The following is a 14,818-nucleotide window of genomic DNA, read 5'->3' on the forward strand; positions in this document are numbered from 1 at the left end:
TTCGGGCTCGGGCTCGGTCCCCGGCTACGACTCGGGGTCGGGCTCGGGGTCGGGGTCGGGCTCCGGTGAAGGGAGCGCCGCAGAGGCGCTGGCGCGGCGGTTCGACGCCGACCGCGGCCATCTGCGCGCCGTCGCCTACCGCATGCTCGGCTCGCTCAGCGAGGCCGAGGACGCCGTCCAGGAGACCTGGTTCAAGCTCAGCCGCACCGACGTGAGCGGGGTCGCCAACCTCACCGGCTGGCTGACCACGGTCATCGGCCGGGTCTGCCTGGACATGCTGCGCTCCCGTGGCTCCCGGCGCGAGGACCCGCTCGACACCTACGTACCGGATCCGATCGTGCACGTCCCGGGCATCGGCGACCCGGAGCACGCCGCCGAGCTCACCGAGTCCGTCGGCCTCGCGCTCCTCGTCGTCCTGGAGACGCTGTCGCCCGCCGAGCGGCTCGCCTTCGTGCTGCACGACATGTTCGCCGTCTCCTTCGACGAGATCGCGCGGATCGTGGACCGCACGCCGGCGGCGACCCGCCAGCTGGCGAGCCGGGCCCGGCGGCGCGTCCAGGACGCCGACCCCGGGCCCGGGCCCGACGCGCGCCGCCAGCGGGAGATCGCCGACGCCTTCCTCGCCGCCTCCCAGGGCGGCGACTTCGAGGGCCTGCTCGCCGTCCTCGACCCGGACGCGGTGCTGCGCGCCGACGGCGGCCCGCTCCTCGCCGGCGCCTCCAAGCTGGTGCGCGGCGCCGAGGCGATCGTCCGGCAGGCCCTCATGTACGCGAGCTTCCGCAACGCGGCGCTGCCGCTCGTCGTCAACGGCGCCCCGGCCGTCCTGGGGGTCGTCGACGGCAAGCCCGTCTCCCTGCTGGCCTTCACCATCGCCGGCGACCGCATCGTCCGGATGCACGTGCTGGCCGACCCGGAGCGCCTCGCCGCCCTGGACATCCCGGAGGAGGCCCTGGCCCGCGCCGTGTACCCGGACTGATCCCCCGGGGCCGTACCGTCGACCCCATGAACAGCCACGAACCGCCGGACGGCGGCGACCCGGCGGGCGCGGCCCACCGCGACCACTGGCAGTCCACGTACGCCGCCCACCCCGGCATGTACGGGGACGAGCCCTCCGCCCCGGCCCGGTACGCCGCCGGGCTCTTCCGGGAGGCGGGCGCCCGGGACGTCCTGGAGCTGGGCGCCGGGCACGGCCGGGACGCCCTCCACTTCGCCCGTACGGGATTCTCCGTACGGGCGACGGACTTCAGCGCCACCGGCCTGGCCCAGCTGACGGCGGCGGCCGAGGCCCGGGGGCTCGCGGACCGGATCGGCACCGCGGTCCAGGACGTGCGCGAACCGCTGGCCGCCGCCGACGGCTCCGCGGACGCGGTCTTCGCCCACATGCTGATGTGCATGGCCCTGTCGACGGCCGAGATCCGCGCCCTGACCGCCGAGGTGCACCGGGTGCTGCGCCCCGGCGGCCGGTTCGTCTTCACGGTCCGGCACACCGGGGACGCCCACTACGGGACGGGCCGCGACCTCGGCGACGACATCCACGAGCACGGCGGCTTCGCCGTGCACTTCTTCTCCCGCGCGCTGGTCGAGGAGCTGGCCGCCGAGGGCTGGCTGCTCGACGACGTCACCCCCTTCGAGGAGGGCGAACTCCCGCGCCGGCTCTGGCGGGTGACGATGACCCGCGTCCCGTAGACCGCTCCCCTACCCGGCCGGCCGACGGGTCTTCAGCAGGGAGGCTCCGATGGCCAGGGACGCGGCGCCGCTGGCGAGGCCGAGGACGGCGCCGGCGGCCACGTCGCCGGGGTAGTGGACGCCGGTGTGGACGCGGGAGTAGCCGACCGCCGAGGCGAGCAGCGCCAGCGGCACCGCCGCGGGCGGCAGGGCCACGCCGGCGGCGGTGGCGAAGGCGACCGCCGAGGCGGTGTGGCCGGACGGGAACGAGGCCGACTCCGGCATCGGCACGTGCCGGCCCGCCACCACCCGCGCCGCCTCCCGGTCCGGGCGCGGCCGGCGGACCAGCCGCTTGCCGAGGAGGTTGGCCGTCGCCGAGGCGATCGCGATCGCGCCGAGGCCCGCGGCCGCGGCACGGCGCGGGCGTCCCGGGATGAGGGCGAGCCCGGCGGCGACGGCGAAGGAGATCTTGGAGTGGTCGGCGGCGTTCGACAGCCGGCGCAGACCGACGTCCAGCGCGGGCGTCGGCGTGGCGGCCACCGCCCCGTACACGGCCCCGTCCACCGCCCGCAGGTCGTGCAGCACGGCCCGGGCCGTGGAGAAGGCGGCCCGGGGCCGGTCGCGCAGCCGCACGGCGGACGCCGTCCGCGTGCCGCCCCCGTCCTCGTTCCTGCTCTGGTCCTCACTGCTCATGCGCCACTCCTGTAGGAGTCCTCGGACGACGTCCGAGGACGGTTGACAGCGGAAGTTCCCGCACTGCTACCCGGCCTGCTACCCGCACTGCTGCCCGGCCTGCCGCCCGCACCGCTTCCGGCACCGCTTCCGGCACCGCTTCCGGAACCATTCCACGCCCCCGCCCGGTACGGGTCGGGGAAGGCGATCCGTACGAGCCGCCGCCAGTCCAACGGCGGAGGCGGCGGAACCACTCCCGGCCGGACCCTCGGCACCAGCACGCGCAGCGCCCGCGGCCGCAGTTCGCAGACGACCGGGGTGGGCAGGACGAGCGCCTCCCCGTCCACGGCCACCGGCAGCGTCCGCTCCGCCTTCGGCTCACCGGTGTTGGTGACCCCTCCGTGGACTTCGACGCGCTGCGCGGTCAGGACGTTGAGCGCGTCGGACCGGTTGCCGAGGACGGCCAGCTCGGCGGCGTCCGCTGCGCCGTCCACACGGATGCCGATGACGCCGAGCCGGCCGCCGTCCAGACGGGTGCGGTGCCCGGCGCCCGCGCTGAACGGATCGGGCGCGGCGTACGGGTTGTTGCTGACGAGGATGGCCTGCTGGCCCGGCAGCCGGGTGTCGTCGGCGGTCGCGTCGAGCCGGTCGCCGAGGCCGCCCCGCAGCAGGTCGGGCAGTGCCTCGAACGCCGTCTCGGCCTTGGCGTCGCGGTACTCGGGACGCTGCACCACGTCCGCGTACACCCCGAAGGAGACCGTGTTGACGAAGGGCCGGCCGGCGACCGTGCCGAGGTCGACCCGGAGCTCCTCCCCGTCGGTGAGCGCGTCCAGGCAGGCCGCCGGATCGTCCCGGTCGAGCCCCAGGTCCATGGCGAAGTGGTTCCGCGTCCCGGCGGAGATCACCAGGAAGGGCAGATCGTGCTCGACGGCCACCGCCGCGACGAGCGCCTGGGTGCCGTCCCCGCCGGCGACCCCGAGCAGATCGGCGCCGTCGGCGACGGCCTTCCGGGCGAGCGCCGTGACGTCCACGGGCGCGGCCGGATCGAGCACCACGACCCGCGCCCCCAGCCGCTCCGCCTTGCGCGCGAGCCCGAACCGCTCGACCTTCCCTCCCCCGGACTTCGGATTCATGATCAGCACCGGGTTCCGGGGCCGCTCCGCGGCCACGGCGGGCGCGGGCGCGTCGACCGCCTCACCCGGCTTGCGCAGCGCCGCCCGCGCACACCCCAGCGCCACCGACCACAGCCCGAGCGCGGCCAGCGCGTACAGCCACAACCCCCCGACGACGTACAGCACGAGCACGCCCACCGGCGCCCCCACGGCCACCACGCCCCCCGCGACCCGCAGGGCCCCCCGGTGCGCGACGAACCACCACAGCCCCACGGCCCCGGCGACCAGCCCCACGACCCCGCTCAGCAGCACGTACAGCCCGCCGCCGCCCAACGCGGACAGCAGCACGACCACCGCACCCGCGGCCGCCGCCAACGCCCACCGGGCCAACTCCCGGGCGCCCCCGGCCCCGACCCCGCCGCCCCACCACCGCACGTCCCCGTCCACGACCCCACCTCCACCTTCCAAGCCTCCCCCACCCTCCCCCGAACCACCCCACGACAGCAGCCGTTAGCGGGAAGATCACACCTCCTTCCGGGCAGCCGGGGACGTCAGCCGTGCGCCCGGACCGTCAGATACGGATCCCGCCGCAGCACCTCGCGACTGCCGAGCAGCACGCCGACGGCGAGCCCCGCCGCGGGCAGGAGCAACAGGGCGAACGCCTCGTACGGCCAGGGCAGGGCGTCCGTACGGGCGATGGGCAGCCCGAGCACCCCGCTGAGCGGCCCGGCGGCCAGCACCGCGCAGAGCACTCCGGTCCCCGCGCCGGCCACCCCCCGTCCGCCACGGCCCGCCGGGCACGCCCGTACTCCCTCCCCGACCGTGGCCCGTTTCCGGCCGCTCCCGTCCCCTGCTCGTTCACCCGTCTGCGGTAGCCGGATAATCCGTTGACGCCCCCGGGAGACGCCTTGTTAGCCTGCGGAGGTCGTTCTGATTCTTGATGGGCCCGAGCGCCCTGGGAAAGGGTGTTTTATGCCCCGGCCCGCGCCGAGTGCGCCTCGCCGTACCGCGTAACCGTCCGTCGCCTTTCGCCGCCCGTTTGCCCGGGTGGCCGCCGGACGTGTTCTCCGGTGCTCCGCACGTGCCCGTACGCCACCGTTCCGTGGCGTCGTCGGGCTGCCTTCCGACGAGGCCCCTCGGCCTGCTCTTGCTGTCTCGACCGACTTCTCAGCAAGGAGCAACCGGGTGTCCAACCCCACCTCCCCTCACGCCCACCACACCCTCGGTCTCGGCACCTTCGCCTGTGCGTGGTGCGGGCTCACCGTGTCCGCGTACGCCTCCGACGGCGTGCCGCGCAACCACTGCCCGTCCTGTCTGCACTCCCGGCACGTGCTCGACCACGTCGAGGGCGGGGCGAGCGACTGCGAGGGCCGGATGTCGCCGATCGCCATCGCCGTCCTGCGCACCGGTGACTGGAGGGTGATCCACCGCTGCGTGCGCTGCGACGAGCTCACCTCCAACCCGGTGTGCGTCGACGACAACCAGCTCATCCTCATGCGCATGGCGGTCCGTCCGCTGGCCCAACCGCCCTTCCCGCTCGAAGCGTTCGGAACCCTCTGACCGCCCGGAACCGGAAGGAGCACCACCATGCCGCGCCACAACCGCACCGGCCGGGGCCGCGGCCGGCCCCAGCGGTACAAGGACGTCCTGCACGCCCATGGCGGGCACCGGTCCCACGACTTCCGGTGCGCGTCCTGCCGGCTCGACGTGTCCCCGACCGCCCCCGGCACCGCGCACCGGAACCACTGCCCCCACTGCCTCGCCAGCCTGCACGTCGACCGGAGGATCCCGGGCGACCGCGCCGCGGACTGCCGGGGCCGGATGGAGGCGCTGGGCATGTCCGTCCGCCCGGACGGCGAGTGGCTGATCATCCACGAGTGCGTCTCCTGCGGCGAGCTCAGCGCCAACCGCGTCGCCGGCGACGACAACCCGCTCGCCCTGGTCCGCCTCGCCCTCCGCCCCCTCGCCGACCCCCGGACCGCCGGGCGCGCCCTGCTCGCCCTGTGACCCGGGAGGAATAGGCGGGAACGACGCAGCCCCAGGTCGGTGACCTGGGGCTGCGGGCGCTCTGTGGTAGGCCGTGTGGGACTCGAACCCACAACCAATGGATTAAAACTCCTGGCCGGATCCGACCGGGTGATGCCGGGCGGTGCTGCTCCGTCCGAGGATGCCTGGTCGGACAGGGTGAGCGGTGCCGCATGGTCCGACCGGAACCGGGCCGTGCCGGAACGTCCGCTCACTCATCGCTCACGCACGGACGGCGCTGCGGTCGACGTCGATCCCGCGTCACGCGCTCGACAGCATCGTTGCCACCGACTGGAACCAGGCGCCGTACGAGAACGGATCGGGTGGGCCGACCTCCATGCCGAGTTCGGCGGCCGCCAAGGCGTAGTCGCCCTCGTCCAGGGGGAGGGCGAGCAGCTCGTGGAGCTCGCCCACGAGCCGGGCCACCAGCTGGGGGTGGGTCGTGGCGGCGTAGTCGGCGACGGCTGCGTCGTGGTCGGGGAACTCGTCGACGACGTCCTGCGAGAACCAGCCCCCGAGCAACTGCGCGGTCTCCGGGAAGCGCGCGTGCCACTCCCAGTGTGTCCGGGGTGACGACGGCTCCGGCACGTCGCCCTCCTCGATGCTCCTCTTCAGGTGGTCGGCCAGCACCCCCAGCCAAGCGCCGATCGCGGCCTGCGGCATCCCGGTGTCCGGAATCGCGTAGAACTCGCCCAGCTCATGTCGGAGGCGGCCCGGAGGGTTGCGGCTGTACGCGCGCAGCTGACGCTCTGCCTCCGCGATCGCCGAGGGCCGGGTGTGCCAGGTGTGCCGCAGATAGGCGTCGAGCGCGTCGCTGCGCCGCTCCGGGGTGTCGTCGGCCGACCGGCCCAGGTACGCCCGCATCACCTGGTCCAGTTCGCCGTAGCGGCGGTCGTGTTCGAGCGGCTTCATGGACATGTGCGTACGGCCCCTACAGGTAGAACGGGACGGTCGTATGGACGACGAAGCCGTGCGGGCTCGCCGGTTCGCGGCGCAGCACCACGCGTGCCGCGCGCACGTCGACAGGACCGTGCCCGGCCAGCAGATCGGCCGCGAGCTGCACCCGGCCCACGGGCTCCTCGCGGGAGGGCCAGGCGGACTCGATGGTGAGCCGAGCCCGGGTCCCCTGGGCGAGCCAGCGGTGGATCGCCTGCTCGTTGGCGGTCACCACCTGCTGGGTGGCCCAGTGGGCGGTCTCCCGGTCGGGGTAGGAGGCGGAGCGGGTGAGCACGAGGCATCCTTTCGAATCGCCCAGTCGGCGGGCGGGCGGCTCAGTGGTCGGAGAAGTTCCAGAACATGCCGACCTCGGTGTCGGAGACGACGATCAGGCCGTAGTCCTCCGTGTAGACACTGAGCGGGCTGTACCCCCAGTCCGGCGTCGAGAAGTCGAGCGTGCCGGGGACGCGGCCGGGCCGGGTGACGTTGGTGTGGAAGGTGGCGGCCACCCCGTACCGCGCGAGGATCGTGCGCGCCATCGTCCGCAGCTCCTCTTCGCTCTCCGTGAAGCGCCTCAGGTTCGACAGGGTGCAGCGGTCGTCCGTGAGGGCCAGGAGCAGGTTCTCGGCGCTGTCCAGGTCGATCTCCTTCAGGCGCGCGGCGATGTACTCCGGAGGGTGAACGGCGAAGGGGTACGTGGGGAACCCCTCGCGCGCCGGGGACTCTGCCGCGTCGTCGAGACCGTCCCAGCCCCTGGGGTCCGGGACGGACCGGGCCATCAGGGCGATGACATCGAGGACCCAGTCCTCGTGGCGGCGCGGGCCCGTGGCGTCGTACGGGTACGCGTCCTCGAACAGGTGGCGTACCGCGGCTTCCCACGAGGCTTGGTCGACGGACATGGGTGCTGGCCTTTCTCGGCTGGACGCTAGGACTTGTAGGGCATCGACGTCATGACGGTGAACGGCGGGGTGCGGCCACTGTCGTACCGGATCCTCGTGTCGATGCCGTTCACGTCGTATGCCTTGGCGTTCAGACCGCCCTGCTTGTACCCGGACAGCGGATCGTTCGGGTCCACCGGCTGCTTGCTCACGCTGCGTCCGCTGGTCTCGTTGTGGGGGGCCGTCGCGTAGAACGACTTGACGTCGCCGTCCGCCGGCGGCGGCGGTCCCTTGATCCACGCGTCGATCGCGGCTTTGTTCCGGTTCAGGTTGTACTCGGTCAGTTCCTCGGCCCGCCGGTAGGTGGGGAAGGCGGAGGCACCGCCGATCCCCGGCTTGCCGTACGGCCATGCCTGTGTCGGACCGTTCGCCTGCTGGTCGCGCAGCCGCTGCGCCAGCTGCTCGTCGGTCTTGCCGACGTGTCTGTCGAGGGTGTGACCGCCCGACGTGTACTCGTTGGCAGCGAGGTTCAGGTCGTAGTTGCCCTGGGAATCGATCTTCAGCCAGGTCTTCGAGTCCTTGAACTCCTCCAGGGCGCGGGTGCCGAAACCATGAGCGCGGGCGACGCCGGCCTCGAACTTGGGGGCGCTCAGGTAAGCCTCGTCGAGCTTGTCCTTCAGCGCGTCCATACGGGCGGTCAGACCGCTCAGCCTGCCGGTGTAGGTGTCGACGATCCGGTTGAGCTTGGCGGTGTCGATGTTCAGGACAGTCTTGACGTCGAAGGACAGGACCAGGCCGACGCCCTTGCCGAGCACGTTCGTGACCGTGCTGAGGACGCTCTTGGGGTCCTTGGGCTTGGCCATGTCCTCGATGATCTCTTTCGCGGCCTTCCACATGGCGCGGTCGATTTCATCGGATACGTCACGGTTCAGGTCGACCGCGGCTTCCGCGTACTCGCGCAGGACGGTCGCGATGTCGTCGGCGGTGTCCTTCAGGACGGTGAGGACGGGTTGGCTGCCGGTGGGGGTGCGGGGCGTGCCGGGGCCGGAGTTGGCGGTCTGCCCCCACTGGTAGCCCTGTCGCTGCCCACCCCAGGAGGTGGCGCCCCACAGGGCGCTGCAGAAGGTCCGCATGGCGGCTTCCCAGTCGGCCTGCTGGTGGTTGGTGATGGTACCGACCGCCTGGGTGAGCTGGTCCGCGATGGTGGTGGCCGCGACGGAGACATTCATCCAGCTGTGGCAGAGGGAGTTGAGGTAGTGCTGCTGCGGGAAGGGGTGGACTTCCGCCACCTTCCCGACCCGGAACACGTTCTTGCACAGCGGCTGGAGGACGTCCCGGACGATCTCCGGGATGCCTTCCATCAGGCCGCGCAGGAAGTCGTCACCGCCGTCGTCGTCACCCCATTTGATGTCGGGCACGGAGCCGAAGTGTGGGGCCTGGTCGATGACCGCGGGGCGGGGGTGCTGTTCGGCGGTCTTCCCGGGCTTGGGATGGGAGGCGACATCCGCCTTCGTGTACGCGTTGGCGGTCTCGGTGAAACCGACGGCGACGCCGCCGACACTGAGCACGGAGCGGCCCCAGACCTCCAGCCAGCGGTTACCGATCTTCTTGTACGCCTGCGCGAACCTCTGGGCCTCGGTCCCGGCGCCGCCGGCGTCCGGGTACTTTCCCAATTCCTCCAGGAGTTGCTTGGCACCGCGCATCAGGAAGTCCTGCTGCTGGGCGACCCGCCCGGAGACCCTCCAGAGGTCGCTCGGTCTGACGTCGATGGTGCCGGGGCCGCCCGCTGAGGGGGCGGGGGCGGGAGTGCCCATCAGGCGCCGCCTCCCCAGGCCTGGAGCACGGACCGATTGGCGGCGGCGTAATTGAGGTGTCCCTTGGTCACGACCTCGTGGAGCCATGCCTGCGCGGCCTTCAGGTCGTCGGCCTGGTGGCTCCACTTGTCCAGCTCGTCGACGAACGCCTCGCGGGCCTCACCCTCCCAGGTCACGACGACCTTGGCGACCCGTTCGTACAGTGTGTCCAGCTTCCCGTTGAGGGTGCGGAGGATGTCCTCCAGATCTCCCGAAAGGCGTTGCAGGGTGGCGAAGTCGACGCTGATCCGGTCGTCGTCCGACATGGTGGTGATCCCCCGTGGTTCAGATGTCCGTGAGACGGCTCCGCGGCTGCCCGGCGTCTGACGCGGGCGCCCGGTCGGGCAGGGTGAGGTCGCGGGCGGCGGCGGTCACGTCCTCGTGCGCCTGTACCTGTCGTATCCGGGCAAGGACGTCGAGCTCCTGCTCGGTGAAGCCGTCGCGCGAGGCGCGTATGGCCTCTTCGAGGAGGACCAGCACCTGGCGGAGGCGCACGGCGTCCTCGGCGACCCCGCGGTGCAGGGAGCGGTACGCGGTGGCAGTGGCCCCCTGCCAGCCTGCGGCAATCCTGTCGACGACCTCGTCCATGGCGCGGATCTGCTGTTCCAGATACCGCTGCGTCCCATCGAGATCGTCCGCCAGCTTGGTGAGGCCGTCCTCAGCGACCACCAGATCGGCTTTCCGCATCTTGTCCCCCCGCTCCGCACCGCTCGCGCACGCGTTCCCCTATGCGGCCGTTCATCCTATAAGGCGAGGTCTGCCGATCAGCGGGGGTGGGCTACACAGAGGCCGAAAAGCGACGAAGGCGCAGGTCGTGGCGAGGATCTTTGAAAATGTCATGGAGCCCCGTCAGTTTGGGACCGACCGCTGTCCCTACTGCGTTGTGTCGCAGTCCCTGCAGCGGCTCACGGCCACCCGCTCAATGTTTCCCTGCGTCGCGCAGAACGGATGGAAGGGCGCGAGGCGACGCCATGCTCCGGGTGAAGAGGTGAGCACCCAGCCGTAGACGGGTGACCGGATGCCGGCCGGGACGATGTGTCCGCAGCCAGGAAGATGTGCCTTGCCGCTCGAGTGAATGATGATCGAGGCCGCCGGCCACTCGCCCCCTCGCCGGTGGAACCACCGCCGCGAGGAGTGCTCGGAGCACAGTCCGCGCAGTTGTGCATTTCGTGACGTTCGCAGTACCGCGTCACCCTTCTCCCCACAGGATTCGGCTGAGACCCCACGGCGTCTGCGGGCCGGCCTCGGTCCGGGTGGCAGTCTCGCCGTCGGCGACTGGCTGGACTACTGGTTCGCGTCCAAGAAGCGCCGCAAGTCCACCCTCAACGGCTACGCCTCGCGCATCCGGGTCCACCTGAAGCCCCGCATCGGGCACATACGCCTGGACCGGCTCAACGTCGGTCACCTGGTGGAGATGTTCGACGGGATAGCCGACGACAACGAGGTGATCGCCGCCGAGAACCAGGCCCGCCGCGAGCAGGTCGCCCGCTGCAAGCCGAGCAGGCTCGGACGCCCCGTCGCCGCCGAAGGGACCGCCTCGCCGCCGAGCGGGCGAAGCTCGCGGAGATGAAGCCGTTCCGGAAGATCACCGGCCCGGCGACCCGGCAGGCCGTACGCCGCACTCTCCGTGCGGCCCTGAACTCCGCCATCGCCCAGCAGCTCATCACCTTCAACCCGGCCGCCCACGTCGGGCAAGCGCACCAAGCCACTGTTCTGGACTGACGAGCGCGTCCGCCGCCGGCGGGAGACGGGCGAGATCCCCGGTCCCGTCATGGTGTGGACCCCACAGCAGTTCGGCGCCTTCCTCGACGCCGCCGAGGGAGACCACCTCTATGCCGTCTTCCACCTCATGGGCACCCGCGGCCTCCGGCGCGGCGAGGCCGTCGGCCAGGACTGGCACGAGACCGACCTCGACGCCGGCCTCATCACCCCGGCCAAGGGGATCGTCGTCGACGGCTGGAGCCCGTACGAGTCAGAACCGAAGACCGACGGCAGCGCGGGCACGATCGCCCTCGACAGCGTGAACATCGAGGTCCTGCGCGCCCAGAAGGCCCGTCAGGCGAAGGAGCGGAGGAATGCCGGCGCCGCCTGGCAGGACACGGGCAAGGTCTTCACCAAGGAGGACGGCTCCTGGCTCCACCCGGAGACCGTCTCGGAGACCTTCCGCCGCATCCTCGCCGCCACCGACCTCCCGCCCATCACCCTGCGGGACCTCCGCCACGTCTCGGCCACACTCACCCACGGCGCCGGCGGCGACATCCACACGATCACGTTGACCTCGGACACGTACACGAGCCTCCTTCCGGAGGTCGACCGCGCGGTGGCCGAGGCAGCGGCGGCGCTCGTCCCCCGGGGCACAACCGTGGCCAAATCCTCAGGAGAGCCACCGAGGGCAAGCCCTTGACCTAAAGATTCTCGAGAGTGACCGTCGGTTGGCCATCATTCGTGAGACTTGGCCACGGAATCTGATATCCCACAGGAAATCAGCCCAGCTAGCACATGTCGACGAACCGGGAGTAGTGCCCCTGGAAGGCCACTGTGATGACGCCGGTCGGACCCTGGCGGTGCTTGGCTATGATCAGATCGGCCTCTCCTGCACGAGGTGACTCCTTTTCATAAGCGTCTTCCCGGTGCAGAAGGACAACCAGGTCTGCGTTGTTCTCGGGCGTGCCGGACGCACGCAGGTCAGCGAGCGTTGGCTTCACGTCGGTGCGCCTCTCGGGCCCCCGGTTGAGCTGGGAGACAGCGATCACTGGCACTTCGAGCTCAATGGCCAGGAGCTTGAGCTGACGCGCGATCTCAGAGATCTCCTCGAAGCGCGAGTCCATCGGCCGCGGGGAGTAGGTAAGCAAGTGCAGGGCGTCGACGACGATGAGCCGGATACCGTTCTGGGCACGCAGGCGACGGGCGTGCGAGCGCAGTTCCGTGAAGGATGAAAGGCCGCCGTCCTGGATGTAGAGGGGCGCGGCGTTCACATCCGGCATGCGTCGCGCCAGTCGAGTCCAGTCCTCGTCGGTCATCTTGCCGGAGCGCATGTGGTGCAGGGCAACCCGGCATTCGGCTGATAGCAGCCGCATCACCACCTCGTTCCTGACCTGCTCAAGCGTGAAGAGGACCGACGGAAGCCCCTGGCCGATGGAGACTGACCGCAGGATGTCCTGGGCGAGGGTGGACTTGCCCATTGATGGGGCACCAGCGAGAACGATCAACTGACCGGGATGCAGTCCGTCCGTCAGGCTGTCGAGGTCCTTGAAGCCAGTCGGCAGACCGGTCAAGCCCGCCGAGCCGATTCCCTCGATCTGATCTAGCGTTCCTTCCAGGACGTCGCTGAGCGGGAACGCCACAAGCGGAATGGCGTCAGCTACTGCATCTTCGCTGGCCAGAGGGTTGTCAGGAGTTGTTCCAGACAACCCGTCGTCCAGGCCGGGACCCTCCATGCCCATGGCCTGACCAGGAATGACCCTGCCAGCGGCTCGCTGCTCCTCAGCATCCCACCATCCGATGTTCTCGGCCGCCTCCTGAACAACCTCGTGCTCGCGGTCGAGTACGTCGCGAGCCTTGCGGAGTACGGCGTCGACCTCGTCAAGGGCGTCGTCCTCCGCAGCACCCACCGAAGCGCCGAACACAACATCCGCGCCACCCGTGAGCCGTCCGCCACCCTCCGTATCGCAACCGCCTTCCCGCAGCTCCGCCTCCAAGTACATGATCTGTCGGACTGCGAGATCGGCGACTTGCTGCGCTCTGTCCCGCTCAGCCTCAGCGCGGACCAGTTGCAAGCGGAGGTCATCTGTCTGCGTCTGGGCTCGCACCAGACGGCCCGACGTCATCTGGACCTCGGCCGACTCGGGATCGGCGACGGAGCGCATCGCGTCGAGCCGTCGTGTGAGCTGAGCCACCTGGGCCTGCGCCTGTCCGAGCAGGGCGAACAGGATCGTAGCCACCTGCAGGGCCTGCAACCGTGCCTGCTCGCTGACCTCGAACGCCTGGCGGACTCGATTGAGCTCCTCCAGTGCCGCGATCGTTCCCTTCTGGGCCTCGACAAGGTCGTACGCGGAATCGGTCGAAGCCGGAGTCGGGGCCGTGTTCGCTGCCACCCACAACGGCCGGATCAGCTCCAGTCGGTCGGCGGCCTGCTGCCCGCTCTCGTGTGGGAAACACACGTCGGCGACGGCCTCGGCCAGCTCCCAGGTCAGCCCCACACCACTGAGTTGCCTGTGCAGGCGCCCCAACGCCGGTACATCCCCTCCGAAGTGCTCGGGCGTAAGGAGTTTGTGCAGTCTGGCCACCGACACATTCGACGCGTCAAGCCAGTCCCGCAATACGCGGACGAGGTCATTGATCTCCTTGCACGCCCCGCGTGCCTCCGTCCACGGTCGCCCCGGCCGCTTCGCTGTCCCCACGCGGTCTCTCCTCAGCGAGTTGTTCTTCGAACAACCCTCGTTGTCCCAGAAACAACATCCAACCGGCTTATCGGCGCAGGTGGGAGGTGGATCGTCGATTCAAGGCGGTGCGCGAGTGCATCGTCACCTGCTGAACCGACTCGGAGGGGATCCGTGAGCCTCACCCACACTGCGATGCTGGTCCTGTCGATCACCCTGGCCGTGGTCCTCTCGCTGCTTGCAGCCGGCGCGGCCTTCGCCGTCGCCCGCTGGGGCGGTAGCCCGGTCCCTGCGTGCATCGCCGCATCCGGCAAGGCGTTCGCTACGTCCCTGTCAGTGATCAGCGCCGTCCTCGTGGTTGTGGTCGCGGTCGTCAAGTAGTCGGCGATCTGCCGCACCGGCCACGGCTGTCAGAGGTGTCGGCGAAGATGCCCGGCATGAACGAGTACGACGATCTGCTGGAGCGCGTCTCCATCAGAGCTGCGGCGAGCAGACCGCAGTCCCCCTGTGACCGCAGACGCCCTCGCCGCGGCCGAGGAACACCTTGGGTTCCCCTTGCACCCCCTCCTTGCAGCCCTCTACCGGCAGGCGGGGGACGGGGGCTTCGGCCCTGAGTACACGCTCTTCCCTCTCACCCGAGCAACGGCTGCCGAAGAAGACACCGTGGTCGACGGCTACCTCGACCGCGTACCGCCCGCCGACGCGGACACCTGGTGGTCCTGGCCCAAGGGGGTCGTGCCGATCCTTGACTGGGGCTGCGCCATGATCGCCGCCGTCGACTGCCTGAGCGAGGACGGGGCGGCCCTTCTCTTCGATCCGAACGCGATTACCGACCAGGACCTCACCGGCGCCTGGTTCGTCGACGCGAGCAGCCTGGCCGAATGGCTGGAGACATGGCTGGCCGGCAAAGGCTGGTACGAGGAGGACATGGTCGACGAGGAGTTCGACATGGCCCCGTGGTCGGATGCCGCTTCACGCTTGCAGCCGGGAGACCCTCGCCTGCCCTTCGGTCCACATCCAGCTCAGCCCGTCCGCTCACGCACCGCTCACGCAAGCACCCCCGAACGACAGAGCGCCCCGACCAGCAGAAGCCGGTCGGGGCGCTCCGCAGCAGGTCAGAGGGGCTTCCCTCCCCCACCATTCGGTAGGCCGTGTGGGACTCGAACCCACAACCAATGGATTAAAAGTCCACTGCTCTGCCAATTGAGCTAACGGCCCGTGTGCGAGCACTCCGAGCAGCATAGCCCGACGGGCCCGGGGAACCGATCGGGTATCGGAACCCGTCGCGTCGTGCCCCG

General features: G+C 70.6%; 15 protein-coding genes, 1 tRNA gene and 2 pseudogenes. 7 read left to right on the forward strand and 11 right to left on the reverse strand.

What is annotated here, in order from left to right; all coding sequences use genetic code 11:
* The first annotated feature begins 88 nt into the window (after positions 1-88).
* Both IE245_RS18850 and IE245_RS18855 read left to right on the forward strand, forming a co-directional pair.
* Positions 89-976, forward strand: a complete 888-nt coding sequence (locus IE245_RS18850) for a sigma-70 family RNA polymerase sigma factor (protein WP_229851406.1) — start codon at positions 89-91, stop codon at positions 974-976.
* 26 nt (positions 977-1,002) lie between these two features.
* Positions 1,003-1,686 (forward strand): SAM-dependent methyltransferase, encoded by a 684-nt coding sequence (locus IE245_RS18855; protein ID WP_189949047.1) that lies wholly within the window; start codon positions 1,003-1,005, stop codon positions 1,684-1,686.
* A gap of 9 nt (positions 1,687-1,695) precedes the next feature.
* Here the strand turns inward: IE245_RS18855 and IE245_RS18860 are convergent, their stop codons facing one another.
* The 3 genes from IE245_RS18860 to IE245_RS18870 all read right to left on the reverse strand — a co-directional run bounded on the left by IE245_RS18860 (position 1,696) and on the right by IE245_RS18870 (position 4,222).
* Positions 1,696-2,358 carry a phosphatase PAP2 family protein gene (locus tag IE245_RS18860; RefSeq protein WP_189949055.1) on the reverse strand — a complete coding sequence of 221 codons (663 nt, stop codon included), beginning with the start codon at positions 2,356-2,358 and terminating at the stop codon, positions 1,696-1,698.
* The gene (locus IE245_RS18865; RefSeq protein WP_229851386.1) at positions 2,355-3,896 is read right to left on the reverse strand and encodes a diacylglycerol/lipid kinase family protein; all 1,542 of its coding nucleotides are present in this window, start codon (positions 3,894-3,896) and stop codon (positions 2,355-2,357) included. Before IE245_RS18865 ends, IE245_RS18860 begins: the two co-directional genes overlap by 4 nt.
* 104 nt (positions 3,897-4,000) lie before the next feature.
* Positions 4,001-4,222, reverse strand: coding sequence for a hypothetical protein (locus IE245_RS18870; protein ID WP_189949057.1), 222 nt, complete (start codon positions 4,220-4,222; stop codon positions 4,001-4,003).
* A gap of 412 nt (positions 4,223-4,634) precedes the next feature.
* Between IE245_RS18870 and IE245_RS18875 the strand changes: the two genes are divergently transcribed.
* Complete coding sequence (locus tag IE245_RS18875) at positions 4,635-5,009, forward strand: RNHCP domain-containing protein (RefSeq protein WP_189949059.1); 375 nt, start codon at positions 4,635-4,637, stop codon at positions 5,007-5,009.
* A 27-nt stretch (positions 5,010-5,036) separates the two neighbouring features.
* Complete coding sequence (locus tag IE245_RS18880) at positions 5,037-5,456, forward strand: RNHCP domain-containing protein (RefSeq protein ID WP_189949061.1); 420 nt, start codon at positions 5,037-5,039, stop codon at positions 5,454-5,456.
* A 279-nt stretch (positions 5,457-5,735) separates the two neighbouring features.
* Here IE245_RS18880 and IE245_RS18885 read toward each other — a convergent pair whose 3' ends face one another.
* Genes IE245_RS18885 through IE245_RS18910 form a run of 6 tightly spaced genes read right to left on the reverse strand, consistent with a single transcriptional unit; the run spans position 5,736 to position 9,828 of the window.
* Positions 5,736-6,392 (reverse strand): contact-dependent growth inhibition system immunity protein, encoded by a 657-nt coding sequence (locus IE245_RS18885; protein WP_189949063.1) that lies wholly within the window; start codon positions 6,390-6,392, stop codon positions 5,736-5,738.
* A gap of 13 nt (positions 6,393-6,405) precedes the next feature.
* Positions 6,406-6,705, reverse strand: coding sequence for an RNase A-like domain-containing protein (locus IE245_RS18890; protein WP_189949065.1), 300 nt, complete (start codon positions 6,703-6,705; stop codon positions 6,406-6,408).
* Between the two features lie 40 nt (positions 6,706-6,745).
* A complete protein-coding gene (locus tag IE245_RS18895) occupies positions 6,746-7,309 on the reverse strand; it encodes a hypothetical protein (protein WP_189949067.1) in 564 nt (187 codons plus the stop codon).
* A 26-nt stretch (positions 7,310-7,335) separates the two neighbouring features.
* The gene (locus tag IE245_RS18900; protein ID WP_189949069.1) at positions 7,336-9,102 is read right to left on the reverse strand and encodes an RNase A-like domain-containing protein; all 1,767 of its coding nucleotides are present in this window, start codon (positions 9,100-9,102) and stop codon (positions 7,336-7,338) included.
* Entirely contained in the window at positions 9,102-9,407 is a 306-nt protein-coding gene (locus IE245_RS18905) for a WXG100 family type VII secretion target (RefSeq protein WP_189949071.1), read from the reverse strand. The genes IE245_RS18900 and IE245_RS18905 overlap by 1 nt, the downstream gene beginning before the upstream one ends.
* Before the next feature lie 19 nt (positions 9,408-9,426).
* Positions 9,427-9,828: a WXG100 family type VII secretion target gene (locus IE245_RS18910; protein ID WP_189949073.1), complete on the reverse strand. Its 402-nt coding sequence runs from the start codon at positions 9,826-9,828 to the stop codon at positions 9,427-9,429.
* Positions 9,829-10,357: 529 nt separating this feature from the next.
* Between IE245_RS18910 and IE245_RS18915 the strand changes: the two are divergent.
* Positions 10,358-11,545, forward strand: a pseudogene (locus tag IE245_RS18915) (site-specific integrase); the annotation flags it as partial.
* An 88-nt stretch (positions 11,546-11,633) separates the two neighbouring features.
* Here IE245_RS18915 and IE245_RS18920 read toward each other — a convergent pair.
* Complete coding sequence (locus IE245_RS18920) at positions 11,634-13,541, reverse strand: replicative DNA helicase (RefSeq protein ID WP_229851387.1); 1,908 nt, start codon at positions 13,539-13,541, stop codon at positions 11,634-11,636.
* A 153-nt stretch (positions 13,542-13,694) separates the two neighbouring features.
* Between IE245_RS18920 and IE245_RS18925 the strand changes: the two genes are divergently transcribed.
* Both IE245_RS18925 and IE245_RS38110 read left to right on the forward strand, forming a co-directional pair.
* Complete coding sequence (locus IE245_RS18925) at positions 13,695-13,901, forward strand: hypothetical protein (protein WP_189949076.1); 207 nt, start codon at positions 13,695-13,697, stop codon at positions 13,899-13,901.
* A gap of 126 nt (positions 13,902-14,027) precedes the next feature.
* Positions 14,028-14,399, forward strand: a pseudogene (locus IE245_RS38110) (SMI1/KNR4 family protein); the annotation flags it as partial.
* Between the two features lie 266 nt (positions 14,400-14,665).
* On the opposite strand, the gene IE245_RS18935 reads toward IE245_RS38110, so the two are convergent.
* Positions 14,666-14,738: transfer RNA gene (locus tag IE245_RS18935), tRNA-Lys, on the reverse strand.
* Positions 14,739-14,818: the final 80 nt, after the last annotated feature.

This window comes from Streptomyces roseolus, assembly GCF_014649855.1.
GTDB lineage: Bacteria > Actinomycetota > Actinomycetes > Streptomycetales > Streptomycetaceae > Streptomyces > Streptomyces roseolus.